General features: G+C 62.6%; 23 protein-coding genes. 13 read left to right on the top strand and 10 right to left on the bottom strand.

Annotated features, from left to right (window positions below; all coding sequences use genetic code 11):
- Positions 1 to 1,236 precede the first annotated feature (1,236 nt).
- Positions 1,237 to 1,578 carry a hypothetical protein gene (locus NKH31_RS06730; RefSeq protein WP_254864362.1) on the bottom strand — a complete coding sequence of 114 codons (342 nt, stop codon included), beginning with the start codon at positions 1,576 to 1,578 and terminating at the stop codon, positions 1,237 to 1,239.
- Between the two features lie 148 nt (positions 1,579 to 1,726).
- Here NKH31_RS06730 and NKH31_RS06735 point away from each other — a divergent pair, with 148 nt between their 5' ends.
- Positions 1,727 to 2,044, top strand: coding sequence for a DUF5783 family protein (locus NKH31_RS06735; protein ID WP_254864363.1), 318 nt, complete (start codon positions 1,727 to 1,729; stop codon positions 2,042 to 2,044).
- A 62-nt stretch (positions 2,045 to 2,106) separates the two neighbouring features.
- Here NKH31_RS06735 and NKH31_RS06740 read toward each other — a convergent pair whose 3' ends face one another.
- Both NKH31_RS06740 and NKH31_RS06745 read right to left on the bottom strand, forming a co-directional pair.
- Positions 2,107 to 3,423: an outer membrane protein assembly factor BamB family protein gene (locus NKH31_RS06740; protein WP_254864364.1), complete on the bottom strand. Its 1,317-nt coding sequence runs from the start codon at positions 3,421 to 3,423 to the stop codon at positions 2,107 to 2,109.
- A gap of 69 nt (positions 3,424 to 3,492) precedes the next feature.
- On the bottom strand, positions 3,493 to 3,726 hold the full coding sequence (locus tag NKH31_RS06745) for a hypothetical protein (protein WP_254864365.1): 234 nt from the start codon (positions 3,724 to 3,726) through the stop codon (positions 3,493 to 3,495).
- A gap of 108 nt (positions 3,727 to 3,834) precedes the next feature.
- Between NKH31_RS06745 and NKH31_RS06750 the strand changes: the two genes are divergently transcribed.
- The gene (locus NKH31_RS06750) at positions 3,835 to 4,188 is read left to right on the top strand and encodes a NifU family protein (protein WP_254864366.1); all 354 of its coding nucleotides are present in this window, start codon (positions 3,835 to 3,837) and stop codon (positions 4,186 to 4,188) included.
- A gap of 18 nt (positions 4,189 to 4,206) precedes the next feature.
- On the opposite strand, the gene NKH31_RS06755 is transcribed toward NKH31_RS06750, so the two are convergent.
- Positions 4,207 to 5,115 carry a ketopantoate reductase family protein gene (locus NKH31_RS06755; RefSeq protein WP_254864367.1) on the bottom strand — a complete coding sequence of 303 codons (909 nt, stop codon included), beginning with the start codon at positions 5,113 to 5,115 and terminating at the stop codon, positions 4,207 to 4,209.
- A gap of 161 nt (positions 5,116 to 5,276) precedes the next feature.
- Between NKH31_RS06755 and NKH31_RS06760 the strand changes: the two genes are divergently transcribed.
- Positions 5,277 to 6,032 (top strand): hypothetical protein, encoded by a 756-nt coding sequence (locus NKH31_RS06760; protein ID WP_254864368.1) that lies wholly within the window; start codon positions 5,277 to 5,279, stop codon positions 6,030 to 6,032.
- Between the two features lie 510 nt (positions 6,033 to 6,542).
- Here the strand turns inward: NKH31_RS06760 and NKH31_RS06765 are convergent.
- The 3 genes from NKH31_RS06765 to NKH31_RS06775 all read right to left on the bottom strand — a co-directional run bounded on the left by NKH31_RS06765 (position 6,543) and on the right by NKH31_RS06775 (position 11,532).
- Positions 6,543 to 6,881 (bottom strand): DUF7130 family rubredoxin-like protein, encoded by a 339-nt coding sequence (locus NKH31_RS06765; RefSeq protein WP_254864369.1) that lies wholly within the window; start codon positions 6,879 to 6,881, stop codon positions 6,543 to 6,545.
- 93 nt (positions 6,882 to 6,974) lie between these two features.
- Positions 6,975 to 11,108 (bottom strand): DNA-directed DNA polymerase II large subunit, encoded by a 4,134-nt coding sequence (locus tag NKH31_RS06770; RefSeq protein WP_254864370.1) that lies wholly within the window; start codon positions 11,106 to 11,108, stop codon positions 6,975 to 6,977.
- 1 nt (position 11,109) lies between these two features.
- Positions 11,110 to 11,532 (bottom strand): PPC domain-containing DNA-binding protein, encoded by a 423-nt coding sequence (locus NKH31_RS06775; protein WP_254864371.1) that lies wholly within the window; start codon positions 11,530 to 11,532, stop codon positions 11,110 to 11,112.
- A gap of 278 nt (positions 11,533 to 11,810) precedes the next feature.
- Here NKH31_RS06775 and NKH31_RS06780 point away from each other — a divergent pair, with 278 nt between their 5' ends.
- The 5 genes from NKH31_RS06780 (at position 11,811) to NKH31_RS06800 (ending at position 17,988) form a co-directional block, all read left to right on the top strand.
- The gene (locus NKH31_RS06780; RefSeq protein ID WP_254864372.1) at positions 11,811 to 13,424 is read left to right on the top strand and encodes an ABC transporter substrate-binding protein; all 1,614 of its coding nucleotides are present in this window, start codon (positions 11,811 to 11,813) and stop codon (positions 13,422 to 13,424) included.
- A gap of 117 nt (positions 13,425 to 13,541) precedes the next feature.
- Positions 13,542 to 14,540: an ABC transporter permease gene (locus NKH31_RS06785; RefSeq protein ID WP_254864373.1), complete on the top strand. Its 999-nt coding sequence runs from the start codon at positions 13,542 to 13,544 to the stop codon at positions 14,538 to 14,540.
- Between the two features lie 2 nt (positions 14,541 to 14,542).
- Positions 14,543 to 15,529, top strand: a complete 987-nt coding sequence (locus NKH31_RS06790; RefSeq protein WP_254864374.1) for an ABC transporter permease — start codon at positions 14,543 to 14,545, stop codon at positions 15,527 to 15,529.
- A gap of 21 nt (positions 15,530 to 15,550) precedes the next feature.
- On the top strand, positions 15,551 to 16,660 hold the full coding sequence (locus tag NKH31_RS06795) for an ABC transporter ATP-binding protein (protein ID WP_254864375.1): 1,110 nt from the start codon (positions 15,551 to 15,553) through the stop codon (positions 16,658 to 16,660).
- Positions 16,657 to 17,988 (top strand): ABC transporter ATP-binding protein, encoded by a 1,332-nt coding sequence (locus tag NKH31_RS06800; protein ID WP_254864376.1) that lies wholly within the window; start codon positions 16,657 to 16,659, stop codon positions 17,986 to 17,988. Before NKH31_RS06795 ends, NKH31_RS06800 begins: the two co-directional genes overlap by 4 nt.
- A gap of 42 nt (positions 17,989 to 18,030) precedes the next feature.
- Here NKH31_RS06800 and NKH31_RS06805 read toward each other — a convergent pair whose 3' ends face one another.
- A complete protein-coding gene (locus NKH31_RS06805) occupies positions 18,031 to 18,456 on the bottom strand; it encodes a DUF7974 family protein (protein WP_254864377.1) in 426 nt (141 codons plus the stop codon).
- A gap of 403 nt (positions 18,457 to 18,859) precedes the next feature.
- Between NKH31_RS06805 and NKH31_RS06810 the strand changes: the two genes are divergently transcribed.
- The 5 genes from NKH31_RS06810 to NKH31_RS06830 all read left to right on the top strand — a co-directional run bounded on the left by NKH31_RS06810 (position 18,860) and on the right by NKH31_RS06830 (position 25,006).
- Positions 18,860 to 20,440 carry an ABC transporter substrate-binding protein gene (locus tag NKH31_RS06810; protein ID WP_254864378.1) on the top strand — a complete coding sequence of 527 codons (1,581 nt, stop codon included), beginning with the start codon at positions 18,860 to 18,862 and terminating at the stop codon, positions 20,438 to 20,440.
- 87 nt (positions 20,441 to 20,527) lie between these two features.
- Complete coding sequence (locus tag NKH31_RS06815) at positions 20,528 to 21,529, top strand: ABC transporter permease (RefSeq protein WP_254864379.1); 1,002 nt, start codon at positions 20,528 to 20,530, stop codon at positions 21,527 to 21,529.
- A gap of 2 nt (positions 21,530 to 21,531) precedes the next feature.
- Positions 21,532 to 22,527 carry an ABC transporter permease gene (locus NKH31_RS06820; RefSeq protein WP_254864380.1) on the top strand — a complete coding sequence of 332 codons (996 nt, stop codon included), beginning with the start codon at positions 21,532 to 21,534 and terminating at the stop codon, positions 22,525 to 22,527.
- Between the two features lie 2 nt (positions 22,528 to 22,529).
- Positions 22,530 to 23,666 (top strand): ABC transporter ATP-binding protein, encoded by a 1,137-nt coding sequence (locus tag NKH31_RS06825; protein WP_254864381.1) that lies wholly within the window; start codon positions 22,530 to 22,532, stop codon positions 23,664 to 23,666.
- Positions 23,663 to 25,006, top strand: a complete 1,344-nt coding sequence (locus NKH31_RS06830; RefSeq protein ID WP_254864382.1) for an ABC transporter ATP-binding protein — start codon at positions 23,663 to 23,665, stop codon at positions 25,004 to 25,006. Before NKH31_RS06825 ends, NKH31_RS06830 begins: the two co-directional genes overlap by 4 nt.
- A 48-nt stretch (positions 25,007 to 25,054) precedes the next feature.
- Here the strand turns inward: NKH31_RS06830 and NKH31_RS06835 are convergent, their stop codons facing one another.
- Both NKH31_RS06835 and NKH31_RS06840 read right to left on the bottom strand, forming a co-directional pair.
- Positions 25,055 to 25,546, bottom strand: a complete 492-nt coding sequence (locus NKH31_RS06835) for a DUF7974 family protein (RefSeq protein ID WP_254864383.1) — start codon at positions 25,544 to 25,546, stop codon at positions 25,055 to 25,057.
- Positions 25,547 to 25,588: 42 nt separating this feature from the next.
- Positions 25,589 to 25,753 (bottom strand): DUF7556 family protein, encoded by a 165-nt coding sequence (locus NKH31_RS06840; RefSeq protein WP_254864384.1) that lies wholly within the window; start codon positions 25,751 to 25,753, stop codon positions 25,589 to 25,591.
- Positions 25,754 to 25,835 lie beyond the last annotated feature (82 nt).

A 25,835-nucleotide genomic window follows, 5' to 3' on the forward strand; every position in this document is an offset into this window, starting at 1 on the left:
CCGATCGACCGATCGAGAATCGGCTGGCCATTGAACCGCTGACGTGAGACCGACCCGGTTTCGCTGTTGAGAACTCCGACCCAGGACCGAATCAGGCTACACCCCGGCAACTGGGCCAGGAAGACGTAATCACAGAGGTGACGAACGACTGGCGGCCCTTCGAACGGTCGGGCCGGAAGTCCATCGATAGACGCCATACCCCTGGGGTGAGCCAGTCGAAGACCAACATCCAAGCCCGTCTTCGAATAGGGTGGAACGACCATCCGTTGTCGATAACCCCAGATAATGGTTGGCCCGGCTCTGTTACCCGACCCATCGTTCGCGATCCGGCATACCAACCCCGCATGACCGGAATCGACACGTCCGGAGAACATCTCCAACAACCCCACATTTCGACGAAGTAGCCTGCATTGCTGCAATTCCATATCGCAATATACGGTGTATTACTTCAATCGAACCCGAATCAGTCTACTCGATACCCGTACGACTAGGCCCAGACCCGAGAACCCGTCGTAGCTATCCGAATCGCAACTCGTGAACGGTCCCGAGACCGGTGAATGATTATCCGAAGCACAACGAGCGAACGACCAGATCTGCGAACCGCTTTCACCCCACGTATCGCGTGGCGCGACCGACATCGATTCGCCCACACCGGACGAACTGTTCGATAACACACCCAGTCCGCAATTGAAGTCAAGAGAGTTTGGATACCACCGCTAGACCGAGGCGGTCCAGGACAGCTCGAATCAACCCCACCGTATCGAACGATTCGACCGAAACCTGTTCTGCAGAATATCCTCCGGAGTACGCAAACGCGACGTACGACTTCTTCGAACACCCCACTGCGAAACACCGACTTCTCGGCCTCACCCCTACACGTTACACCTGCGAATATGAGTTGCACCACGTTCGGCAGTTTCGCCACACCGGAAGCGTGAAATGCTAACTCACCACGACACACCCGAGCGTATCACCGTCCGATACTCGGCCAATCTATTGAACGACCAGACCGAAGACCGAGTGTAGCCTGGTGACGAGGAGACCACGTGAGCGCCCGATCAACGGTTTGCAACTGGCCGAAGACGTACCGAAAGCGCCCACCAGCCGAGCCCATTCATATAATAAACACCATAGCGCGATATCGAATTACGGCACCAGAGTGAATTCGGTCCTAACAGGAACGGATTCACCGCGTCGAAACGGACGATCTAGCGAATTCGGACGGCGGAAAGGCTATCAGTCGCGAATCGAGCGGACGATCGAGATCGGGTCGGTAATGGACGCCCGTCGACCGACCGTTTCGAGAATCGACTCGAGTTCCGCTCTGAGTTCCTGTCGCGAGGAGACGCGAGTGAGCCGATCCGAGCCGGTACACTCACCGATCGAGTAGCCGAGTCTGAGTTCCCAGCACCGAGTGACGCCGAGCGTCGGGTGAATGTGGTCGGCAGCCGTTCGGACCGCCTCCAGCGTGAGTCCTGACTCACCGCAGCGATAGACGAGTCTCTCGGGTGTTCGACTGGCCAAACACCAGCCGGGGGGCAGCGACTCCGCGGGTAACGGATCCCACTCGATCGACATGGCTGAGGGGTCGCCACCGTTGACAATCCCGATTCGGCTTGCACATGCGCCGGGTGCCCCGAAAGGATCGATATTCGACCGAACAGCGAGACGATCGCGCGGCCGACCGATCGTCCGACTTTTGACGATCCCCCGCGGAGGATCGACTATGGCGGACTTCGACCCGGACCTGTTCGAGGACAAGTACGCGAACTACTTCCCGGAGCTACAGCAGGCGTACAAGAACGCATTCAATCGGATGAACGACCGGTACGACTCCGGACTCGTCCACGCGATCGACCAGCAGGTGTTGAACGAGAGCGAGCCGTTCTACGAGGGAGACGGCGAGTTTCGTATCGACCTTCCGGACGATCCCTACGACCGACTCTCGGGCGTCGTGGTCGAGGAAGATCAGTTCGAGGAAGTCCTCGAGATCCATGTCGATGAGATCGAAAGCGAACTCGAGCGAGTGTTCGGATTCGCGTGACGCTGTGCCGTCTACACGGTTGCAGTCGATAGCGGGTGTGAAAATTGTGAATGTAGTTACATTCACGAGCGATCCCGAGCCGAGAACCGACGCCCCAACGTGTACGCCGCACCACTGAGAGCCACGGCGGTTCCGGTAACGACGCCCGCCACCGTGCGGCGTGACGGTGACGAGCCGTCGGCCGACCGTTCGACGGGCTGATCGAACGCTCCCGCTGTGCTCGCCCAATCGTGATGGTGTCCGAGGGTCCCCAGGCGGACGCGTGAGTCCTCACTGGATCCGTCAAGTCCCGTATCGATCGCGTAGAGGTATCCATCGTGGCTCCCGACGAATGCCCGCCCCTCGACGACTGTCGGCGACGAGACGACAGCACCGCCGGTCTCGACCGTCCACCGTTTCTCGCCAGAGCTCGAATCGATCGCGTAGACAGTTCCATCGGTGCTTCCGACGATCACCGTCCCCGCGACGACCGTCGGCGAAGAGGCCACGTCACCATCGGTTTCGACGTGCCAGTGCATTGCGCCCGAGTCTGGATCGATCGCGTAGACGTTCCCGTCAACACCGCCGACGAACACCGCCTCGGCCGTCACCGTCGGTGACGACACGAACCCCTCAGACGGGCGGTCAATCCACATTTCGTCACCGGTTTTCGCGTCGAGACCGACGACGGTGCCATCGCTGTCGCCGAGGTAGACGACGCCGTCGAACAGCGTCGGTGACGCCGCGATCGATGCCGTCAGCTCGTACGTCCACTCATCGTCGCCCGATGTCGCGTCCAGTGCGTAGCACGTTCCGTCCGCGCCTCCGACGTAGACCGTCCCGTCGACGACCGTCGGTGACGAGCGTACGACGTCGCCGGTGTCGACCGTCCACTGCTCAGTGCCCGTCCTCGCGTCGATCGCGTGTACCGCGTGATCGTAGCCGCCGACGAACAGAGATCCGTCCGCTGCCGTCACCGACGAGCGCATCCACGGTTCGTCGATCGCGTACCGCCAGTACTCCTCGCCGGTCTCGGCGTTCAGCGCGAAGACGCCTGCGTCCAGGTCCCCGCCGGTCGGCGCTTCGATGCTGACGTAGACCGTCCCGTCGATGACGGTCGGGGCCGTCTCGATCCAATTGTCGACGTTCAGTGCGGGCCGAAATCGCCATCGCCTCTCGCCGCTTCCCGCGTCGAGGGCGTACACGTGTCCGTCGTCGCTACCCACGTAGACCGTCCCGTCGACGACCGTCGGTGACGAGTCGACGGCGTCGTTGGTTCGATAGCGCCAAGCACGACGGGGGATGGACTGCTCCTCGACTGCGGACGTGACGCTGCTCAGACCGGTGAGTGTCGTCGCAGCGGCGATTTGGAGAACGTTCCGACGTGTTTGAGTACCCATCCACTGTACCTTTTATTTGATTTTAGATGCCAGTCAATAACTATTTCCATGCAAGTCTTCTTTACTCTGTTAGTTGGTGGTATTTCTCCCCTCACTAATTCGATGCTCGACCGAGTCGTCGTGCCTGACGACGCCGTACGTGGGTCCGGGCGCGTTGTCTATCCTTCTTCTCTCGGCTAGGTGATGCTGGATCCTCGACCACATTTCGCTTGTAACTGCTGTTTCTGTCGTTCGGGCTGAACCTCCCCGATCAGGATTCAGCATCGCCAGGTTCAAAATTACAAGCCGTTCGTACACCACCATATCGTGCAAAACCCTTGTAGCGTCAAATCAGTCCACAGATTCTAGTTCGCTTCGAAACCGAACACCAGCGACGGAAGGCCTAAGGAGCGTCGCACCCAACCACGTCGTATGAGCACGGAGACACAGGACGCAGACGACTTAGAAGAACGCGTCGCCAACTTCCTGCGGCGAAACTTCCCGCAGATTCAGATGCACGGCGGCAGCGCCGCGATCCAGGAGATCGACCGCGAGACCGGAGAGGTCACGATCGCGCTCGGCGGCGCCTGCAGCGGCTGTGGCATCTCCCCGATGACGATCCAGGCGATCAAGAGCCGGATGGTAAAGGAGATTCCCGAGATTACGCAGGTCCACGCTCACACCGGTATGGAGGGCGGAATGGGTGGCGGCGGTACGAGCCCATCGTTCCCCGGCGAAACCGTCGACGACGACGGCGAAGATGAAGGTCCGCAGGCGCCGTTCTGAGCCCGACGGAGTCGAAATTCAGGAGGACGGTCGGAGATTTCGTTCTCGTTCCCACGTACGCAGTAGCCCGGCCAGCGTCCGGTTCGTCGGGACGTCGAGGCTGACCTCGTCCGCCCGGTCGACGACGAACCCGGAGATGGCGTCGACCTCCGTTCGGCGGTCGGCGCGGACGTCCTGGAGCATCGACGACTCGTTCTTCGCGGTTGCGCTCGCGACGCGTTCGACGGCGGTCAGCGTCGACGATTCGTCCAGTTCGACGCCGTGAGCCCGAGCGACGCGAACGGTTTCGCGGGCGGCCTCCAGCGCGAGTTCGCGGGCCGGCGATTCGAGTACGGCGCCGTTCTCGACGCGGACCAGTGCCGTGACCGGGTTGATGGCAGCGTTGATCGCGAGCTTCTCCCAGAGCCGTCTCGGCATATCGTCGGCGACGGTGGTTTCGATACCCGCCACAGAAAACGCGCGTCCGATCCGCTCGGCGAGGGAGGACGTCCCGCCGTCGTGCGGTCCGAGAACGACCTCCCCGAGACCGGTACACCGAACGAGGCCGGGGCGCTCGAGGCGGGCACCGTAGGTCGCCGTTCCGGCGAGGACGGGACAGGCCAGCGCGTCGGCCAGAATCTCCTCGTTTCCCATCCCGTTCTGTAGCGAGAGGACGGCGTCGAACGACCCCGTTGCAAGGGTTTCGGCCGCCGTCTGGGTGTCGAACGCTTTGACCGTCACGACGGCCAGCTCGGCAGCGATGTCGGATCCGTCGGTCGTCGCAGAGGGGCAAACGTGTGCGTCTATTTCGCCTTCGATGGCCAGGCCATCGCGCTCGATTCGATCGGCGTGGGCGGCGCGACCGACGAGAGTGACGTCGTGTTCGCGAGCGAGGAGGCCGCCGATCAGGCTCCCGAGACTCCCGGCCCCGAAGACGACGGTTTCCATATCCACCACTCAGAGTCCCGGGTCAAAGGTGATTTGGATCGAATCGCGGAGGCTACCGGATGGTAGGTCTACCCGCCTCCAGCATTCGGTCAGAAGACGAACCACCGTCGAGAGCGGTCAAGGTTGTCAATAGTTACTACAGTACGGTCACGAGATAGGACATGACCGAAACGACGAGTAGACGGCGGGTACTACGGGCAGTCTCAGCGGGCGGCGTGACGGCAGCCTTCGCAGGGTGTATCGGGCTGCTGGACGACGAAGAGACGGGGCCGTGCGAGGTCGCCGAGCGAACCCTTGAGGCGATAGCCAATCGAGAGTACGAGGCCGCCGTCGAGTGGTTACCGGTCGCGTACATGGCCGACGCGTCCGAGTCGGACGTGCTCGCAGTACTGGAGCGGGAGGATCCAGGTGCCGAGGTTGAGCTGCACGAGGCGAACTGCGTCTGCGAGGAGTCGATCGAGCCCGACGAGGTGGGGTGGCTCGACGATCTGGACGCGAAACCGACCGGCGTCGAGACGCTCCGCGTCGACATCTCGGCCGATGGGTCGGGCGAACTGACCGACGGAAACGCGTACTTTCTGGCTCTCGATATCGACGGCGAGTGGTACGTCGGGGAAATCGGCCCCCGTCAGGCGGGAGACTGCCGAGCGGACGAGGACAGCCCGGTCACCGGCGCCGTCGATATCGTCGCAGGATCCGACGAGACGGTCGAAGTGGCGGTCACGTCGCTCGGAGCGGTCGACCGCCTCCTGGCCGAGTGCGACGGCGAGGTCGTCGCCGAATGGACCTCGCCGGAGGTGGGCGCCGTATACGAGGTCGACGTTTCAGCCGCTCCCTGTTCGGATTCAGAGTTGCAAGTCGTCGCCACGGGCGAGGGCCGTGAAATCGTTATTGGAACGTACGATAACAGCCAGTAGCTCACTCGCCGACGGTCACAAGAGGGTCGGTTACCGCATCCATCCTCGGTCCAGTACATCAGATACTCCGTTTCAGTTCCCCACTCCGGGCAGGTGTCCGGGAGCCCGCCCGAAATCTACACCTCTTGAATCCGGTCGTCGTTATAGCGCAACCCGGTCATCGGAGCGGATTATGTCATTACTCACAGCCCGTAGAAAATTTAAATATTAGAAAAAACAATATACCGTGGATGGACGGCGCGTCGTTACAGCGGTTGAGCATTCTCCTCGTTCTCCTGTGGCTCATCCTGGTGGACATGGAAACGTTATCCTGGCTACTCCTTCCGTTGCTCATTTTCGCGGTCATTATTGGGATCGTGGGATTCGTCACCGAATGAGTGGTGTCGACGGCCGTTGACGAGGACGGTCACGTTCTCGAAGCAAACGAGAGCGGACGGGGTTGATCCCCACGTCGACGGCGAACATCTCCCAGCGGCACCGACCATTAGCAGATCCGGTCCGGCGGCGCGGTCAATCCTCCGTCCAGTACATCAGGTTCTCCTTTTCGGTTCCACACTCGGGGCAGATATCCGGGAGGCCGCCTGCGATCTCACCCATCTCGCCGCACTCCATACAGCGCCACATCAGTTCGGCTTCACCCCAGGATTGGCCCGACTTGACGTGCTCGACCGAGAGCGATTCGATCCCTTCCCGCGTCGTGACGAAAAAGCCGTCCGTGTCGAAGCCGCGAACGGTTCCGAGCGGGATTCCGTCCGCGTCGTAGACCGTCTGCCCGGACCCGACGCGCCTGACGTCTTCGTCCGCGTTCCCCTGCGGATCGGTCGCCGACTGGTCGCTGGTGTTGCTCATGAATGCGTTCACGCCGAGGGACACGGTAAAGCCAGGGCGCCAACAGTGCAAGCGTTCGCGTGCGCGAGAGCCGACCGAAGCGAATCGAACGGTCTACATGAAGTCCGCAATTCCGCTCTGTTTGTTCTTGTCGTTCTCGAAGATACTCTCTAGGGATTTCTCGAGGACTTCGAGGCGCTGTTTGGTGTAGTCGCGACAGCCGAACTCGTCTGCGACCTGGATGGCCGTGTCCATGTACTTGTTCACCGAGCCCTGGTGGACGGTGAGATTGACGTTGCCGCCACACTCCCGGCAGACTTCCGACAGCGGCATCCGGCGGAACTTCTCCCCGCAGTCGAGACAGCGCGTCTCCTGTCGCGAAAACGCCCGCAGGTTGCCGATCAGGTCCGGCAGGAAGTGATACTCGATGACGCGCTCTGCGACGTCGGTTTCGTCGACGGCCCGCAGCTTGCGCGAGATCTCGAGCTGGGCGTCCATCTTGTCCATCATGGAGCCGAGCGTCTTGTACGCCGAGAGGTCCGGCCCCATCGCGATGTCGGTCGTGTCGTGGGTGTGGCGAAAGCCGGTGTACTCGTCGTCGGTGCCGAGCGTGTCCTCACCGATTTTGATGTCGACCTCGCCAGGATCCGCCTGTTCGAGCGTCGCCTCGTAGAACTCGTGAGGGTACTGCGAGACGATGTCCATGTTGTGCGCCTCGTCGTCGATCTCCGAAGGGTCGATTCGAGAGGACATGACGAGGGGGGCGTCCATCCGACCGCCACGTTTGTCGGGGAGGAAGGACTTACTGAAGTTGAGGAGACCGTCCAAGAGGAGCATCACGCAATCTTCGTCGCCGTCACACTGACCGGTGTGTAGTCCGTTCGCGACGAGCGTGTGCGTGCCCGAAACGGTGAGACAGTAGGTGTACTCGGCATCGGATGGGACGATGTCGGTTCGTTCTACTCTATCAACCCCCGGACGACCGCCATCTGCGATGGCTTCCGAACGCGTCCTCGTATTCGATCCAGCCGTCGAGTCGGCTCGAGACGGCGTTGGAATTTCGTCGCCGATCTCGAGTTCGCTCGCAGGGATCCGGTCGAGTCCATCGTTCCAGACGACCATCGTGTGGTCGGGCGTAACGGTTAGCGAGCGTCCGTCTCGGGTTTCGATTCGCACGAGATGGTCCGGTGCCGGGTGTTTTGAAACGGTCTCGACCGGACGGGTCACGGGGACTCCCTCGGCGTTGATCGATGGAACCAGAACGGATGATTCGAGGTCCTGAATCAGCGTTCCGAAGTCGTCCTCGCGTGGATCGGTCAACCGAGACTCGACGAATCGTTCGATCGGTTCTTCGCGGACGGTTCCCGCCTCGGCTTCGTACTGGATCTTCGTCTCCGGATGAAAACAGTTGCGCCGTTTCGCCGCGTGGAAGTACGGGTGGGCGTAGCCCACGGCGGCGCTCGTAAAGCCGATCACGCGCCCGACCGTCGCGGCGCTGGTGTGGGGCGCCATGCCGAACACCAGCTCCCCGACCAGCTCGTCGCGCTCGTCGAGTTCGTAGTAGGGTTCCAGGCCGTAGTACTGGACGAGCAGGTCGTCGATAAAGTTCGCCGTTTGCATCATGTGTTCGGCGGCGCCGTCGGAGAGAACGACGTCCTGGACGTTGAGCTCGACCAGCTGGTCCTCGTGCGTGAGCGGTTGGCCGTGGATGTCCGTCTCGTAGCCGAGCGCCTGGAGCTGGCCGACGGTGACGTCGAGTTCGCTCGCGCGCACCGAGGTCACGGGCAGGTCGGTCATGTCGTAGCGGACGGTGCCGTCTTTGAACGACGAGACGTCGTGTTTCGCCCGGAGGATGCCCTTCTCGATCGGTTCGGGGAGTTTGTCAGTCGAGGTGAGCCCCTTGACTCCCTTCAGGATCTCGAAGGCGTTCTCCCGCTCGCCGACGGAGTCGAGGGCGTCCCGGTAGGCCTCGTTTATATCGACGGGCCGTACCTCGGCGCAGGTGGCGGTTCGTTCACAACGGTCGCACTCGACGCGGCCGGCGTCGTCGGGTTCGATCCGCTCGTCACACTCCGGACAGCGATAGTCGGGTTCGGTTCGTTCGTCACACGCCGGACAGCGGTGTTCGTAGGACTCCTCGCCACAATCGGGACAGCGGGTCCGTCCGACCTGAACGTCGACGACGCCCGGCGTGTCCGACATCGTCTCGGCGTGCGAGCCGGCCTTCGCGACGTCGCGTTGGGCGCCGCCGGCTTCGCTGATCGGAAAGAGCGTGTGGACCGCCGGACTCATGTCCCGGCTCTCTGACTTCTCGGGTCTGCCCATCCGGTTTCCGATCCGGGTGGGCGCACGCTCGCGTATCGAGAACGGAGCGACCTCGGTTACGGCTTCGACCGCGTTGTCGCCCGGTCGGTCGGTTCCCCAGGTTCGCGCCCGTTTCGAGAGGTCCTCGTCTCCCCAGGATCGGTCGATCCGTCCGGTCTTCGTGATCTCACAGCCGAGCGAATTGAGTAGCGGACGCGGATCGTCGACTTCGATTCGATCCTCGCGCTGGCGGTGTTCGACGACGATCGTTTCGAGCGCTTCGCGCGTCGCGTCGGTGTGTTCGAGTTCGAGGACGGGGCCGTCGTCGGTGTCCTCGATCCGACCGTCTTCGACCGCCGCGGCGAGGTCGCAAAAGGCCTCGACCGAGAGGTCGTGCCAGAGGTAGGTGTACGCTGGGTGAAGCGGGGCGTCGTACGTCGTTGCCCACTCGAGTGCGCGCTCTGAATCGGGGTGTTCTAAATCGATCGACGGGTCGTCCCGGAGCGCCTGGATATCGACACCGGCGGCTTCCAGATCCAGAATCCACCACTCGGGGACGTACGAGGACGGGGCGAGCGCGTGGTTGTTCTCGACGAACTCGCCGTAGTTGACGAGGTACTCGCCCAGATCCAGAATCTTCTCGACGCCGTTTCGCAGTTCGAGCGCGGTGTCGGGGTCGTCGATCTGCCTGACGTCACCGTTGGCCAGCCGGACCGTCGGTCCCTCGATCGAGTCGACGGGGACGACGCCGGCCGCCTTCCCCGGTCGCTCGGTCTTGACCTGCGTGCCGGTCGCGAGAAAGTCGTCCAGGAGGTGCATCGCGGCGGGGTGGACGCCGGCCGTCGCGAAGCCGTGATTGCGCGCACGTCCGTAGCGCAGCCGGAAGCCGCCGTTCGCGCAGGGGTGTGAAAAGACCGGACGGCCGGCGATCAGGTCGCGGAGGAACTTCTTCGACGGCTCGACGCGATTCGGACCGTCGAAGTCGGGGTCGTCGGATTCGACAGCAGTCACAGCGCGGTCGTTCTGGCCGTCACCGTCGTCCGCCTCAGCGTCGTCAGTATCGGCGCCGTCGACAGCGTCGGCGGTATCGTCGGCCGGTTCGTCGTAGTAGGTTCCGTCGATCAGATCCTGCAGCCATGGCCAGTCGACCTCGTCGAGCTGTGAGGTGTAGCGCTGGATCTTCGGCGCCTTGAGCGCGATCCCTTCAGCGAGGACGAGACACATCCCGCCCCGGGCCGAGTTGGTGTCGACGCGTTCTAAATCCCGAAAGCCGGAGACTTCCTCGTCGCCGGTGGCCTCGCCGTCGAGCATGATCGGGAGGTTCCTCGCGATGAACTTCGTCTCCACGTCCTTCGGCGTGTACTGCAGGCCGGTCTCGGAATCGTAGAGCGAGACCTCCTCTGCGTAGCGTTCGATCTCGTCGTCGCGGGCCTGGTAGCTCTCGAGACCGACCAACGCGCGCGTGTAGTCGGCCACCAGCACGGACAGGGCTTGGGCGGTCCCGCCGGCCGACCTGATCGGGCCGGCGTAGTAGACGTTGACGAACTCGGTGCCGTCGCCGTTTTCTAAGAGTTCGACCCGATCGATGCCCTCGATCGGCGCCGCGACGACCCCCTCGGTCAGCAGCGCGACGGCCGTCCTGACCGCACCCTCGATCTTGCCGGCTTTCGTCTCGTACTCGCCGACCGTCCCCTCCGCAAAGTCCTTCGCGAGTTCCAGGGCGGCTTCCTCTCGGCTCATCTCGCCTTCGAGTTCGCGGACGCGCTCGGCGACGCCCTCGATTCCGAGGATGTTCTCGACGCGGTCGGCCATGTCCCTGGCGACGGGAATCTCGACTTCGGGTTCCGGATCGCCGCCGCGAGCGCGGGCGCGCTGGGCGACGTCGAACGCGGTTTCGAGTTCGGCTTCGAGCGTTTCGAAGTACTGTGCGTCTTCCTCGCGCATGTTATAGCGGCCAGAGGTCGAGGTCGGTTCGTTCGTCGTGTGCCCGCTCGAGGGAGGCGTCGAACGCGCGGAGGTAGACCTCGCCGGCGAAGACGGTGGCGGCGTTTAGGTGTCCGGCCACCGTTTCGCCGTCAGGTCTAGAGAGGACTGCGTGCGTGTGTGCGAACCGCTCGCCGTCGAGTATCGACACGTTTCCGACGCAGCTCGCGACTTCCAGCGGTTCGTCGAACGTGATTGGCTCGTAAGAGAGGTCCTCCTGGTCGTAGAACCAGAGTTCTGCGTCCTGCACCGCCCCGAGCGCGGTGAACCAGGCGCCGTCCGCTTCGACCGCGCCGGCGAGGGCTTCGATCTCCTGGCGCCAGTCCGCACCGGTTTCGAGCCTGGCGACGTACTCGCCCGACGTCTCGATCGCTCGGTAGTTCATATCGACATTCATAGACGCGGGGTAGAAAAAGCACACCGGTCCCGCCCACGACGACGACCTGTTTCGAATCCGCCACGATTTGTCCGACCGCAACGTCCCGGGAAGTTCGGGAGCTGTCGAGGTATTTCGGTAAAAGGGCGTTGTCGGAAGATGGTGGCTGCGACGGGAAGCGTTCGAGTGTTATTACTAATTCCCGGATGAAAAAGGAGGGAAGTAAGATATATTTACTTTTTGTTTTATAGATATTATTAAGTGGCGCGACCCCGAGATGATCACCCATGCTCCGTAGTAACACGACACGGCGTGAGGTGCTCGCCGCCGGTGGGGCGGTTTCGGCCTCCCTGCTGATCGGCTTTACCGGCACCGCCGCCGCACGGCAGGACGGAACGCTTCACATCACCCAGCAGGTCGAACCGGCCCACGACTACGATCCGGTCGTTCTCAACGATGCCTACTCCGCGCGCATCGCGAACCACCTCTACGATGGACTCTACGAGTTCGGGCCGGAGCTGGACATCCATCCGAAAATAGCTGTCGACGAACCGGAGGTCGAAGAAGACGGGACGCGCTACATCGTCGAGATCCACGGTGGGATCGAGTTCCACAACGGGGATCCGCTCACCGCCGAGGACGTGCTTCACTCGTTTACGGCACCGGTCGTAGAGGAGACGGACAACATCACGGAGTTCGACATGATCGACGTCGAGTCGTCGGACACCATCGACGAGCATACGGTCCAGTTCGACCTCCTGGAGCCGTACGGGCCGTTCGACACGATGACGCTGGCGACGAACATCGTCAACAGCGAGCTTCGGATGGAAGAAGAGGGCACGCCGCCGGCCGAGCGGTCGTACAACGTCGACAACCCCGTCGGATCGGGGCCGTTCGTCTACGTCGACCATCAGGACGGCGAGTTCTTCGACATGGAGCGGTGGGACGATTACTGGGACGAGCCGATGCCCGAACTCCAATCGGTTCGGTGGGTCGCGACCGAGGACGACGCGGCGCGCACGGCCCAGATTCGCGCGGGCGACACCGACATGGGACTGGGCATTCCACCGGCCGACTACGATTTGCTCGTCGAAGAGGACGACGTGCAGGTTCTCAACGAACAGAGCATCTCGTACTTCTACATCGCGTTCAACTGTAACGAAGGGCCGACGACCGAGCCCGAAGTGCGCAACGCGATCGAGTACACGTTCTCCGCGTCGACGTTCATCGAGGACATTATCGGCGAGCTGGCCGAGAACGCGGTCGCCCCCATGGGGCCGGCGGTGGTAGAGGAGTGGGGCTTTCCGGCCGACGAGTACGCCGAGATGGAAAACGAATTCGATCCGGAACAGGCCGCCGACATGCTGGAGGGCCACGACGTCGACGGCTGGGAACCCGAACTCATCGCGCCGCCGGACGACATCCGCATCTCGCTGATGGAGCGCGTCGCCGCCCGACTCGGCGAGCTCGGACAGTTTGGCGTCGACGTCAACCCGCAGGTTCGCAGCCTCTCGTGGGCGGAGTTTTTAGAGCGGTACACGACCGGCAACGAGAGTGACTACGCCATGTACACCCTCGGGTGGACCGGCGGCCCCGACCCCGACGCGTACTACTGGCCGCTCTTTCACGAGGAGAACGCGGGCATCACGCAGGGACACTACTACGAGAATCCCGAGTTCCACGAGATGCTGCGCAACGCGCGCGAAAGCGTCGACCAGGACGAGCGGTTCGAACTGTACGACGAGGCGACGCGCACGCTGCTCGAAGACAAGGTCCACGTCCCGACCTACAGCATCCACAACAGCGTCGCCGCGATGCCGGACGTCGAGGACATCGAGGTCCACCCGGACTCGGGGACGAAACCTCGGGTGGTTTCCGACCACCACAACACCTCGGTCTGAGAGTCGCCCCCGCCGACGGGCGTCTCAACGCGCCGACCAAACCCTATCCGGAAACACCTCGAACCCTTTCGAGACGGCTTCGAACGGCCGGATTCCGCGAGCGAAGATCGAACGACCATGACCCTGCTGCGGTACACGATCAGTCGGCTTCTGCAAGCGGTTCCGGTACTGGTCGGTATCGCGTTCATCACGTTCGTCCTGGTCAACTCGATGCCCGGCGATCCGGTTTCGATCATGGTCGAAGGTCAGGAGGTCGACCAGGAGACCATCGACATGCTGGAGGCTCGCTACGGGCTCGACGAACCGTTCCACGAGCGGTTCATCACGTACATGGCCGGATTGGCCCAGGGCGACCTCGGGTACAGCATCCATCACAACATGCCGGTCGCCGAGTTGATGCTGATTCGACTCGGTCCCACCCTGCTACTCGTGCTCTCGGCGTTCGCCTTCGCGCTCGTGACGGCGGTGCCACTCGGCGTGCTGGCCGCCAAGCGTCGAAACGAGCCCACGGATCACTTCTCCCGGATCATCGCGCTGATCGGCGTCAGCACGCCGTCGTTCTGGATCGGTATCATGCTGATACTCATCTTCGCGGTGTGGCTCGGCTGGCTTCCGTCCGGTCGGCTGGTCTACCCGTGGCGCGATCCGGCTCACTACGGCTACGGCGGTCAGCTCGAGTTGTGGTACCAGACGATCAGACACCTGCTGTTGCCCATGGTGGCGCTCGGAACCCTCCAGATGGCGACGATCATGCGGATCGAACGCTCCTCGATGGTCGAGAGTCTGCAAGAAGAACACGTCAGGCTCGCCCGAGCGTACGGCGTCCCCGAGCGACGGGTGCTCCGAAAGCACGCCTTCCGACCCGCGCAACTGCCGATCATCACGATCGTCGGCCTGAACCTCTCGACGGCGCTCGGCGGGGCGGTGCTGATCGAGACGGTGTTCGAGATAAACGGCATGGGCCGGTTGCTGATCCAGTCGATCGAAAACTTAGACTACCAGGTGGTGATGGGCGTGACGATCGTGCTGGCGACCATCTTCGTGATCGGCGTCATCGTCACGGACATCTCGTACGCGTACATCGACCCGCGCGTCAGTTACGGTGATCGAGCGTAATCATGGCCACGACCGAAGGACAACTCGACGGCGACGGCGGCGACGAACCGCAGATCGGGTGGCGAAACACCTACCGCCAGGTCAAAGCGGACCCGACGGCCCGGTGGGGACTCTACATCATCGCCCTGGCCACGTCGGTCGCGGTCTTCTCGGCGGTCGACGCCAACCTCTCGCGGCTGACGTTCGACGCCTACCAGGACTACACGATGGGGGAGTGGCTGCCGATACTCGAGAATCCGGAGACACTCCCGCCGCCGGGCGAGAGCGAGCCATACCAACCGCCCGCGTTCGCCGACGGCGGCGCCTGGGAGAATCCGCTCGGAACCGACGAACACGCCCGAGACTACCTCTCGCGAATTATCTACGGCGCCCGCGTCTCGATGGCGGTCGGATTTTTCGCGACCGTGCTCGGATTGACCGGCGGCGTCCTCATCGGAGCGGTGGCAGGCTACTACGGCGGCTGGATCGACGACGTCCTGATGCGCTTCGTCGAGACGATTTACTCGATCCCCGCGCTGGTGCTGGTGATCGTGTTCACGATCTTCGTCAGCGGGGGCAATCCGGACGTCATCTACGCGATCGTCGGCGTCGGCATCGCGTCGGTCCCCGTCTTCGCCCGAATCATACGCAGCCGCGTGTTGAGCGTCCGGGAGATGGACTACGTCGAAGCCGCTCGCGCGGCCGGCGTCAAGGACCGTCACATCATCTGGCGTCACGTCGTCCCGAACAGCTTCGCACCCGTGCTGGTGTACGCGACGCTCCAGATCGGCTTCGCGATCCTGATCGTCGCCGGGCTGTCGTTTCTGGGCTACGGCGCGCAGCCGCCGACGCCCGACTGGGGCCAGATGCTAAACTACGCGCACGGGCAGATGCACGTAAACCCGTGGATGAGCATCTGGCCCGGCATCGCGATCTTGATCACCATCATGGGGTTCAACCTCTTCGGCGACGGGTTGCAAGACGCTCTCGACCCCCGAATAGACAATTGAGAAGGCGATCCGACAGCTACCATGAACGCCGACACCATCCTCACGGTCGAGAATTTGAAGACGCAGTTCTACACCGAACAGGGCGTCGTCCGGGCCGTCGACGGCATCTCCTTCGACGTCCGGGCGGGCGAGATCGTCGGCATCGTCGGCGAGAGCGGGGCGGGAAAGAGCGTGGCCACCAACAGCATCATCCGGCTAATCGAGTCGCCGGGCGAGATCGTCGACGGCGAGATCACCTACATGGGCGAGACGACGATCGTCGGCTTCGAAGAACGGAGCGACGGAACACTCGTTCCCCGCGACGAGATGCTCTCTAACGAGGCCATGCGCCGGGATATTCGCGGCAACGAGATCGCCATCATCTTCCAGGATCCGATGGAGTCGCTGAATCCGGTCTACACCATCGGCGGCCAGCTCCGCGAGTTCATCGAGCTCAACCGCGAACTGGACGGCATCGATCCGAAGACCGAAGCGATCCGAATGCTCCGGGAGGTCGGCATTCCCGAGCCGGAGGCGCGCTACGACGATTACCCCCACGAGTTCTCGGGCGGGATGCGCCAGCGCGTCCTGATCGCGATGGCGCTCGCCTGCCGTCCGAACCTCATCATCGCCGACGAGCCGACGACGGCCCTGGACGTCACCGTCGAGGGTCAGATCCTCGATCTGGTGGCGGATCTCCAGGAGCAGTACGGGACGAGCTTCATCTGGGTGACCCACGACATGGGCGTCGTCGCCGAGATCGCAGACCGGGTCAACGTGATGTACCTCGGGAAGATCGTCGAACAGGGCGAGGTCGACGACATCTTCCACGAGACGAGTCACCCGTACACGAAGGCGCTGCTCGATTCGATCCCGCGTCCCGACCGGACCGTCGACGCGCTCGATCCGATCGTCGGCTCTATCCCGAGCCCGATCGATCCGCCGCCGGCCTGTCGGTTTCACACGCGGTGTCCCGACGCGCGGCGAGCGTGCACCAGGATCGAGCCGACGTACGTCGAGATCGACCAGGCCACGGACCACCGGACCGCGTGCATCAAGTACGACGACGTCGGCTACTGGGAGAGCACGCCGCTCGAACACGCGAAAGAACAGGAGACCTCCTACGTCGAACGGCCGGGTGGTGACGGATGAGCGACGTCGTCGACCCGATCATCGAAGTGCGAAACCTCTCGAAGTACTTCTCGGCCCAGAGCGGCTACGTCGCTAGCGTCCTCGGCTCGCCGGACGTCCAGGCGGTCGACGAGGTGACCCTGGATATCCGCCGGGGCGAAACCCTGGCGCTCGTCGGCGAGAGCGGTTGTGGAAAGAGCACGCTCGCACGAACGATCCTGCAACTCGATCGACCGACCGCTGGAACCGTCAGGTTCGACGGCGCGGACCTCACGGCGATGAGCGATCGGGAGCTCAGACCGCTCCGACGGAACATGCAGATGATCTTTCAGGACCCGCACTCGTCGCTGAATCCGCGGATGAAAGTCGGCCAGATCATCGAAGAGCCGATGCTGGCCCACGATCTGTACGACGGCGACGAGCGCACCCGGCGGGCCAAGGAGTTGCTCGAGAAAGTCGGCCTCGACGCCGACCACTACTACCGGCACCCACACGAGTTCTCGGGCGGCCAACGACAGCGGATCAATCTCGCGCGCGCGTTCAGTACCGATCCCGACGTCATCATGTGCGACGAGCCGACGTCCGCGCTAGACGTCTCCGTGCAGGCGCAGGTGCTGAACGTGATGGACGAACTCCAGGACGAGTTCGACGTGACCTACCTGTTCATCTCTCACGATCTGAGCGTCGTCAGGTACATCGCCGACCGCGTCGCCGTGATGTACCTCGGTCACATCGTCGAACTGGCCGAGAAGGAAGAACTCTTCGAGAATCCACGGCACCCGTACACGCGCGCCCTGCTCGACGCGATACCCGTTCCGGATCCGCGAGAGCGAGACGCCAGAGCGTCGCTCGAAGGCGACGTCCCCAGCCCGATCGATCCGCCGACGGGCTGTCGGTTTCACACGCGGTGTCCTCGCCTCATCCAGCCCGGCACCCACGACGTCGAGTCCGCGGAACTGTCGGCGGCGGCTCGTGAGGCGGTGCTTCCCGCGTACGATATGCCAGACGAGATCTGGGACGACGTGCGGACGTTTACGCGTGCGGTGAAACGGCGATCGTTCGGGCTGGAAGAGATCGAAGCGTCGGAGGCTGCCGTCACGGACTTCGTCGAGGCGGAGTTCTTCCCCGACGGCCGGCCGAGCGGGCCAGCTAACGGCGTAATTCAAGAGGTGATCCGGTTACTCGCCGACGGTGCGTGGGACGAAGCGAGACCTCTCGTTCGGACGACGTTCGAGGCGACGAGCGTCTGTGCGACACGACGGCCCGCCTACGAACTCGAAAGCGAGATCGGATCGGACCGGCACTTCGCTGCCTGCCACCTCCACGCAGAGTCCGGTCGAAGCGAGTGAACGGACGGTCCATCGTCTCGGTGAAGTCGTATCGTCGTCCGGTCAGTGCAGTCGTATCGTCGTCCGGTCACTAACCGAATCTCCCGCCGTCGCGAGATAGGCCGCGATTTCGTACTCGCCGGGATCGGCCTCGATCCAACGCGTCGGCGAACCGGTTCGCTTGAATCGACCGTCCCAGGTTCGGACGATCCGACGCGTTTCGAAGCCACGGAACTCGACGCTGTCACGGTGGGCCGACAACCGACGGGGCTCGTCGCTCGCCTCAAGATACCCGTCGACGGTCCAGCCCCAGAGTCGCCCCCCTTCGGTCGCGACGGTGATCGGAACCGGGAGACGGTTCGTGAACGCGATCGTGAATTCGACCGGTTCGCCGACCGCGTAGGTGGATCGATCCGTCGTCACCGACACAGAGACGGCGACTCTGGCAACCCGCTGTGGAACGAGGGATGCGATACGTCGTCCGAACACCCGCTGTCGTGACTCGTCCAGTTCTCTCGGTGCCGATTTACCGCGGTTCGGACGCGACCGTGGACCCGATTTCATAGTGACGTCGGTGGCGGAAGGTACCACGACGTTCACCGCTCACCAGTATAAAGGGCCGATACTCGCCCACAGTTTTCCCGTAATATAACGCGGGTTCGACGATGATGCTACCCAACACGGATAAAGAGATACATAAAAGGAAGATGTTGCCTCGATGTGTCCGTCGAGGGCAGTAGCCACACACAGACCATAATTCTCTATTTTTGTTCAGTATTTTTTATTGAACGCCCGTTGAAGGTGCAGTATCGAGTAGTCCGTAAATAACGTTGCGGCAGACAGTGACACAGATCGATAGGTATAATACCCATGGTGAGAGCAGATTGGTAGTATGGCACACGATATGCCGCAACTCACACGGCGACACGTGCTTGGCTCGGGTGCTGCAATTTCCGCCGCAGCGATCGCAGGGTGTTTCGGTGGCGACGATGACGACGATAGTTTCATCCACATCACCCAGTCACAGGAACGTGACGAGGACTTCGATCCCGTCATTGCGAACGACGCCTACAGCGCGCAGGTGTACCAGCTCGTCTACGACGGACTCTACGAGTTCGGCGAAGGACTCGAGCTCGAACCGAACGTCGCGACGGACTTTCCGGACGTCGAAAACGACGGAACCCGATACCTCTTCGAGATTCACGAGGGGATCGAGTTCCACAACGGCGACGAACTGACGGCGTCGGACGTCGCCCACTCGTTTACGGCCCCGGTCGAAGAGGACACGGAGAACGCCTCCAGCTACAACATGATCGAGGACATCGAGATCATCGACGACCACCAGCTTCAGGTCGACCTCTTCGATCCGTACGGTCCGTTCGAACTCCAGACGATGGCGGTCACGATCGTCAACGAAGACGTCAGAACGGACGACCCCGAGGACTACAACACGAATCCAGTCGGCTCCGGTCCGTACACGTGGGGCGACTGGTCGGCGAACGAGTTCGCCGAGGTCGAACTCTGGGACGACTACTGGGACGACGACCTCGAGTTGAACATCGATACGGTCCGGTTCGAAGCCCACGCCGACGAGGCCGGCCGCATCTCCGACATCGACGCCGGCAACACGGACGTCGCCATGGACATTCCGAACGCCGACTGGGAGGACTTAGACGCCAACGACGACGTCACCGTCACCGGCGCCGAGAGTCCGACGTACATGTACATGGCCTTCAACTGTAACGAGGGGCCGACGACGAACCCTGAGGTTCGTCGGGCGATCTGTCACGCGTTCTCGATGCAGGACTTCATCGAAACGCACGCCGAACACGTCGCGTCGCCGATGTACAGTCCGGTCCCGCCGGTCGTCAACGAGGTCTGGGGCTTCCCGGAAGACGAGTACCGGGACATGCTCCCCGAGTACGATCCGGACGAGGCCGAAGCGCTTCTCGACGAGCACGCCCCCGACGACTTCGAACCGACGATCATCGCGCCGGAAGGGCTCAGAGCCCAGCTCGCCGAACGGATCGCGACCCGTCTCGACGAGATCGGTTACGGCGCGGACGCCCAGATCCTCTCGTTCGACGCGCTGGTCGACACCTACGTCACCGGCGAATACGAAGACTACGCGATGTACTTCCTGGGATGGACCGGCGGTCCCGACCCGGACTACTACCTCTACCCGCTCTTCCACGAGAGCCAGGAGGAAGTAAACCAGGGCCACTTCTACGAGGGAAGTGACGGCTTCCACGACGCGATCGCGGAAGGTCGCGAGACCGCAGACCAGGACGAGCGCTACGACATCTACGAACCGGTGATCCGAGAGATTGTCGAGGAACTCCCGGCGCTGCCGGCGTTCACGCAGGACAACACGATGGCGATCGGCCAGTACGTCGACGGCCTCGAAGCGCACCCGAACGTGGCGTCGAACCCCAACCTGGCGTCCAAACACTACGACGTCTCGGTGGAATAACGCACCGATCCGTCGGTCGCCGGGGTTCGTCGGAATGTAGCCGGCCACGAGAGGAGAATAGCAATATAATAATACTACCGCCAAACTATGGGACTACTCAAGTACACGATTTTTCGGTTCCTCCAGTCGATACCTGTCCTTCTCGGTATCTCCGTGATCGTATTCGCACTCGCGAATCTGGGGCCGGGGGATCCGGTTCGAATGATGTTACACGGACAGGAGTACGACCAGGAGATGGTCGAAGCGATCGAGGCGCGGTACGGACTCGACCGACCGGTTCACGAACGGTATCTGACCTACATGGCCGGCATCTTCCAGGGCGACCTGGGAGAGAGCATCCACCGAAACCGGACGGTGCTCGGCCTCATGGGCGACCGGATCGCACCGACGCTGCTTCTGGTTCTGTCCGCGTACGCGTTCGCACTCGCGACGTCGATTCCGCTCGGAATCCTGGCCGCAAAGCGACGAAACAAGCCCGAAGACCACGTCTCACGGATCATCGCGCTGATCGGCGTGAGCACGCCGTCGTTCTGGATCGGGATCATGTTGATCCTGCTCTTTGCCGTGACGCTCGGCTGGTTGCCTTCGAGCGGGCTCGTCTACCCGTGGCGCACCCCGGCAGATTACCGCGGAATCGGTAGTTATCCGGAGCTGTACTACGAGACGATTCGCCACCTGCTGTTGCCGATGATCGCCCTCGGGACGCTCCAGATGGCGACGCTGATGCGCGTCGAACGGACCCAGATGATCGACTCGCTCCAGAAGGATTACGTCAAGCTCGCCCGCGCGTACGGCATCTCGGAACGAACGATCCTGCGCAAACACGCGTTCCAGGTCGCCCAGCTTCCGGTGATCACGATCGTCGGTCTGAACCTCTCGACGGCGATCGGCGGGGCCGTCCTCACCGAGTACGTCTTCAACATAAACGGGATGGGGCGGCTGTTCATCGAATCGATCGACCAGAACGATTACCAGGTCACCATGGGAATCACGATGTTGCTCGCGACGCTGTTCGTCATCGGCGTCATCATCACCGACATCGCGTACGCGTACGTCGATCCGCGAGTGACCTACGGGGAGAGTGAGTGACGATGGCTATCGGAGAATCTCAACTCGATCAAGACGGCTCGCAGGGTGGCGACGGCGTCGACGCGAAGGTCGGCTGGCGCTACACGCTCCGAAAGATCAAGCGCGATACGACGGCACGCTGGGGGCTGTACGTCGTCGGATTCGTCATGCTCGTCGCCGCGTACGCGACGGTCGACACGCACCTCTCGCGGTTTACGTTCGGGATGGCGTCCGATTACGCCGTCGCGAACGCCGTCCCGTTCCTGGACCATCCGACCCACATTCCGGAGCCGGGCGAAGGAGAATCGCACGTCCCGCCCGCGTTCTTAGCGGAGGGGACCTGGTCACACCCGCTCGGGACGGACCCGGACGGGCGAGATTACCTGACGAGGATCATTTACGGCACCCGCGTCTCCGTTAGCGTCGGCATCGGCGCGACCGGGTTCGCCCTGTTCTTCGGGACGATCGTCGGTGCCGTTTCGGGCTACTACGGCGGCTGGGTCGACGACACGCTCATGCGCGCCGTCGAGATCCTCTACGCGATCCCGCCGCTGATCCTCATCATCGTCATCACGGTGTTCGTCGGCGATACGAGCCTTCACTGGATCGTCATCGGCGTCGGCGTCGCCTTTATTCCGGTCTTCGCTCGGATCATACGCAGCCAGGTGCTTTCCGTCAGGGAGATGGATTACATCGAGGCGGCCCGGGCGGCCGGGGTGAGAGACCGACACATCATCTTCAAACACATCGTCCCGAACAGCTTCGCGCCGTTGCTGGTGTACGCGACGTTACAGATCGGCGTGACGATCCTCATCGTCGCCGGCCTCTCGTTCCTGGGCTACGGCGTCCAGCCGCCGACGCCCGACTGGGGACAGATGCTCAACATCTCACACGGCTACATGCACTCGAACATCTGGCTGTCGATCTGGCCGGGCGTCGCGATCATGATCACGATTATGGGCTTCAACCTCTTCGGCGACGGGCTGCAAGATGCCTTGGACCCCCGCATTGACAACTAACAATGAGTACCGAACCACTCCTACGCGTCAGGAATCTCAAGACACAGTTTTTCACCGAATCGAACACCGTCCGCGCCGTCGACGGCATTTCCTTCGACGTCTACGAGGGAGAGATCGTCGGCATCGTCGGCGAGAGCGGCGCGGGAAAGAGCGTCGCGTCGATGAGCCTCATGCGCCTCATCGAGAGCCCCGGCGAGATCGTCTCGGGTGAGATCACCTACAGAGGCGAGACGATTTTCGCCGTCGAGGAGCGGTCCGACGGCGAACTCGTCGAACGTGAGGATATGCTCACGAACGAGGAGATGCGCGATGGGATTCGCGGAAACGAGATCGCCGTCATCTTCCAGGACCCGATGGAATCGCTCAATCCAGTCTTCAAAGTGGGCGCACAACTTCGTGAGTTCATCGAAGTGAACCGAGACCTCCCGAAGGCCGAGGCGAAGGCGGAAGCCATCGATATGCTCCGCGAGGTCGGCATTCCCGAACCGGAAACCCGCTACGACGAGTATCCACACCAGTTCTCGGGCGGGATGCGCCAGCGCGTACTGATCGCGATGGCGCTCGCCTGCCAGCCGAACCTCATCATCGCCGACGAGCCGACGACGGCCCTGGACGTCACCGTCGAGGGCCAGATCCTAGACCTCGTCGCCGACTTACAGGAGAAATACGACACGAGTTTCATCTGGGTGACCCACGACATGGGCGTCGTCGCCGAGATCTGCGACCGGGTCAACGTGATGTACTTGGGGGAGATCGTCGAACAGGCGCCGGTCGACGAACTGTTCTACGAGACGAGCCACCCGTACACGAAGGCGCTGCTCGACTCGATGCCGCGCCCAGACCGGACGGTCGAGGAGTTGAACCCGATCACCGGCATCATGCCCGAAGCGATCAATCCACCGTCCGGCTGTCGGTTTCATCCGCGGTGTCCGGACGCCAGAGAGATCTGCCAGCGCGTCCACCCCGAACCGAAGGCGATCGAGCGTCAGGGTGAGTATCCTCACCGAACCGCCTGCGTACAGTACGAGCCGTTCGACGTCGGCTACGACGGGAGCGCACCGCTTTCGACCGAGGCGACGGCGAAGGCGCGTGCGGAGCGTTCACCCACCGCCTCGATCGACTCCGGAGGTGACCAATGAGTAGCGATCGCCAGCGCGTCGAATCCGACCGATCGGCCGGCTCGGACGCCTCCGGCGAGCCGCTGTTGAAGGTCGAGGGGCTGAAAAAGTACTTTTCGTCCGATACCGGCATGTTCGACGGCCTGACGCTCGATTCGGGCTCGTTCCCGCCGGTCTCGTTCGAGCGCGAGACGGTCAAAGCCGTCGACGACGTCTCGTTCGAGATTCGCGAGGGAGAGACGCTCGGACTGGTCGGCGAGTCGGGCTGTGGAAAGAGTACGCTCGGACGGACGATCCTCAGACTCGTCGAGGCGACCGAGGGGAGCATCTACTTCAAAGGCCGGGATCTCGCGCAACTGTCGGGCTCTGACTTACGAGAGATGCGCTCGGAGATCCAGATGATCTTTCAGGATCCGCAGGCGTCGCTCAATCCGCGGATGAAGGTCGGTCAGATCGTCGAAGAGCCGATGAAAGCCCACGGAATGCTAGACGACGAGGGGCGAGAAGATCGGGCGAAGATGCTCTTAGAGAAGGTCGGCCTCGATCCGCACCACTACAATCGTCACCCGCACGCGTTCTCCGGCGGCCAGCGCCAGCGGATCAACCTCGCGCGGGCGCTGTCGGTCAACCCGGACTTCATCGTCTGTGACGAACCGGTCGCCTCGCTCGACGTCTCGATCCAGGCGCAGGTGTTAAACACGATGGAGTCGCTCCAGGAGGAGTTCGGGCTCACGTACCTCTTCATCGCCCACGATCTGTCCGTGATTCGGTACATCTCCGATCGGGTCGCCGTCATGTACCTCGGTAACATCGTCGAACTCGCGGAGAAAGAAGAACTCTACGAGAACCCGAGCCACCCCTACACCAGGGCGCTGCTCGATGCGATTCCCGTGCCCGATCCGCGCGGGCGCGAGACGCGCGGCGTCTTGGACGGCGAGGTTCCGAGCCCGATCGATCCGCCGTCGGGCTGTCGCTTCCGAACGCGGTGTCCGAAGCTCATCGCACCGGCAGAGTACGGTCTGACGGACGCAGAGTGGACCGAAGTGAGGCGGTTCATGCGCGCCGTCGATCGGCGAACCATCGAACCGGCACCGGCGAACGAGCTAACCGCTCAGTTCTTCGAAACGGGGCCGCCCGACGGCGAGGCCGGCGAGATCGTCTCCGAGGCGCTCTCTCAGATCGCGAGCGACGAGGCGGACGACGCCGACGGCTATCGCGACGAAGACTGGGACGAAGCCGCCACCTACCTCGTCGAGTCGTTCGCCGAGCAGAGCATCTGCGCGACAGAGCACCCGGATTACGAGATCGAACCGGAGTACGGAAGCGGAGTTCACCTGGCCGCCTGTCACCTCCATCGGTGAGGACACCCTGTCGAACGCCGCGGCGGATCTGATTGGAGAGCGAATACGTTACCGGAGCGTAATCGTCGTCGAATCGGTCGGACGCTTCGACGCCGGCGCCGTCGCGAGAAACGCCGTCAGTTCGACCTCGCCGGGGTCGGGCAGTTTCGATTCGTCCCGACGGCCGACGTGGCGAATGTAGCCGTTCCACTCGATCGAAACACGGCGAGTCTGGCCGGCGCCGAACGGAAAGACAGCGGGCGTGCGTGAGAGGTACCGTCGCTCGGTCGTCGCCTCCGTGTGGCCGTCGACGGCCCACCCCCAGCGTCGCTGTGTCGGCGTCGGGATCGAGACCGCGACGGGGAGTCGGTTGGTAAACGAGACGGTGATCGGAACGGGTTCGCCCCTGTCGTAGCTGTCGCGATCGGTCGAGATAGAGACGGATATGGCCCGTTTTGCGACGGCGTTGGGCACCAGCTTTCCGAGTCCCCGACTGAAGACGGTTCCCTGCGTCTCGAAGCCGGGTACGTCGCCCGTTCGGGTTCGCGGATCGCGATCCATCGAGCGGGCGTACGAAGGCGAGCGGAAAAACAGTCTCGTTCGTTACCGCCAGGCTGTCAGCGCCGGAGCGGCGGTGGCTTCCATCGAGAGCCAGGCGTCATCGGTCGAGATGTCCGCGATGACGTACTCGTCGCCGCCGCTATCGGAGTCGATCGAGCTGACGACGGTCGCGTTCGGTGCCGGTTGTGGGTGGGGGCCCATCACCATGATAGAAACTCACACTCAGGGACGTATAAAGTCGTCGAACTGAGCGCGAAGAGAAAAATCGGCCGATAGAAACACTGGCTTT

This window comes from Halovivax gelatinilyticus, from assembly GCF_024300625.1.
Classification (GTDB): Archaea; Halobacteriota; Halobacteria; order Halobacteriales; family Natrialbaceae; genus Halovivax; species Halovivax gelatinilyticus.

Excerpts from the sequence above, each read along its gene's own strand:
- NKH31_RS06840 (WP_254864384.1), bottom strand. The coding sequence starts at position 25,753 with ATGGTGATGGGCCCCCACCCACAACCGGCACCGAACGCGACCGTCGTC.
- NKH31_RS06785 (WP_254864373.1), top strand. The coding sequence starts at position 13,542 with ATGACCCTGCTGCGGTACACGATCAGTCGGCTTCTGCAAGCGGTTCCG.
- NKH31_RS06780 (WP_254864372.1), top strand. The coding sequence starts at position 11,811 with ATGCTCCGTAGTAACACGACACGGCGTGAGGTGCTCGCCGCCGGTGGG.
- NKH31_RS06760 (WP_254864368.1), top strand. The coding sequence starts at position 5,277 with ATGACCGAAACGACGAGTAGACGGCGGGTACTACGGGCAGTCTCAGCG.
- NKH31_RS06830 (WP_254864382.1), top strand. The coding sequence starts at position 23,663 with ATGAGTAGCGATCGCCAGCGCGTCGAATCCGACCGATCGGCCGGCTCG.
- NKH31_RS06815 (WP_254864379.1), top strand. The coding sequence starts at position 20,528 with ATGGGACTACTCAAGTACACGATTTTTCGGTTCCTCCAGTCGATACCT.
- NKH31_RS06810 (WP_254864378.1), top strand. The coding sequence starts at position 18,860 with ATGGCACACGATATGCCGCAACTCACACGGCGACACGTGCTTGGCTCG.
- NKH31_RS06790 (WP_254864374.1), top strand. The coding sequence starts at position 14,543 with ATGGCCACGACCGAAGGACAACTCGACGGCGACGGCGGCGACGAACCG.
- NKH31_RS06765 (WP_254864369.1), bottom strand. The coding sequence starts at position 6,881 with ATGAGCAACACCAGCGACCAGTCGGCGACCGATCCGCAGGGGAACGCG.
- NKH31_RS06750 (WP_254864366.1), top strand. The coding sequence starts at position 3,835 with ATGAGCACGGAGACACAGGACGCAGACGACTTAGAAGAACGCGTCGCC.
- NKH31_RS06730 (WP_254864362.1), bottom strand. The coding sequence starts at position 1,578 with ATGTCGATCGAGTGGGATCCGTTACCCGCGGAGTCGCTGCCCCCCGGC.
- NKH31_RS06740 (WP_254864364.1), bottom strand. The coding sequence starts at position 3,423 with ATGGGTACTCAAACACGTCGGAACGTTCTCCAAATCGCCGCTGCGACG.
- NKH31_RS06825 (WP_254864381.1), top strand. The coding sequence starts at position 22,530 with ATGAGTACCGAACCACTCCTACGCGTCAGGAATCTCAAGACACAGTTT.
- NKH31_RS06820 (WP_254864380.1), top strand. The coding sequence starts at position 21,532 with ATGGCTATCGGAGAATCTCAACTCGATCAAGACGGCTCGCAGGGTGGC.
- NKH31_RS06775 (WP_254864371.1), bottom strand. The coding sequence starts at position 11,532 with ATGAACTACCGAGCGATCGAGACGTCGGGCGAGTACGTCGCCAGGCTC.
- NKH31_RS06770 (WP_254864370.1), bottom strand. The coding sequence starts at position 11,108 with ATGCGCGAGGAAGACGCACAGTACTTCGAAACGCTCGAAGCCGAACTC.
- NKH31_RS06745 (WP_254864365.1), bottom strand. The coding sequence starts at position 3,726 with ATGGTGGTGTACGAACGGCTTGTAATTTTGAACCTGGCGATGCTGAAT.
- NKH31_RS06735 (WP_254864363.1), top strand. The coding sequence starts at position 1,727 with ATGGCGGACTTCGACCCGGACCTGTTCGAGGACAAGTACGCGAACTAC.
- NKH31_RS06835 (WP_254864383.1), bottom strand. The coding sequence starts at position 25,546 with ATGGATCGCGATCCGCGAACCCGAACGGGCGACGTACCCGGCTTCGAG.
- NKH31_RS06755 (WP_254864367.1), bottom strand. The coding sequence starts at position 5,115 with ATGGAAACCGTCGTCTTCGGGGCCGGGAGTCTCGGGAGCCTGATCGGC.
- NKH31_RS06795 (WP_254864375.1), top strand. The coding sequence starts at position 15,551 with ATGAACGCCGACACCATCCTCACGGTCGAGAATTTGAAGACGCAGTTC.
- NKH31_RS06800 (WP_254864376.1), top strand. The coding sequence starts at position 16,657 with ATGAGCGACGTCGTCGACCCGATCATCGAAGTGCGAAACCTCTCGAAG.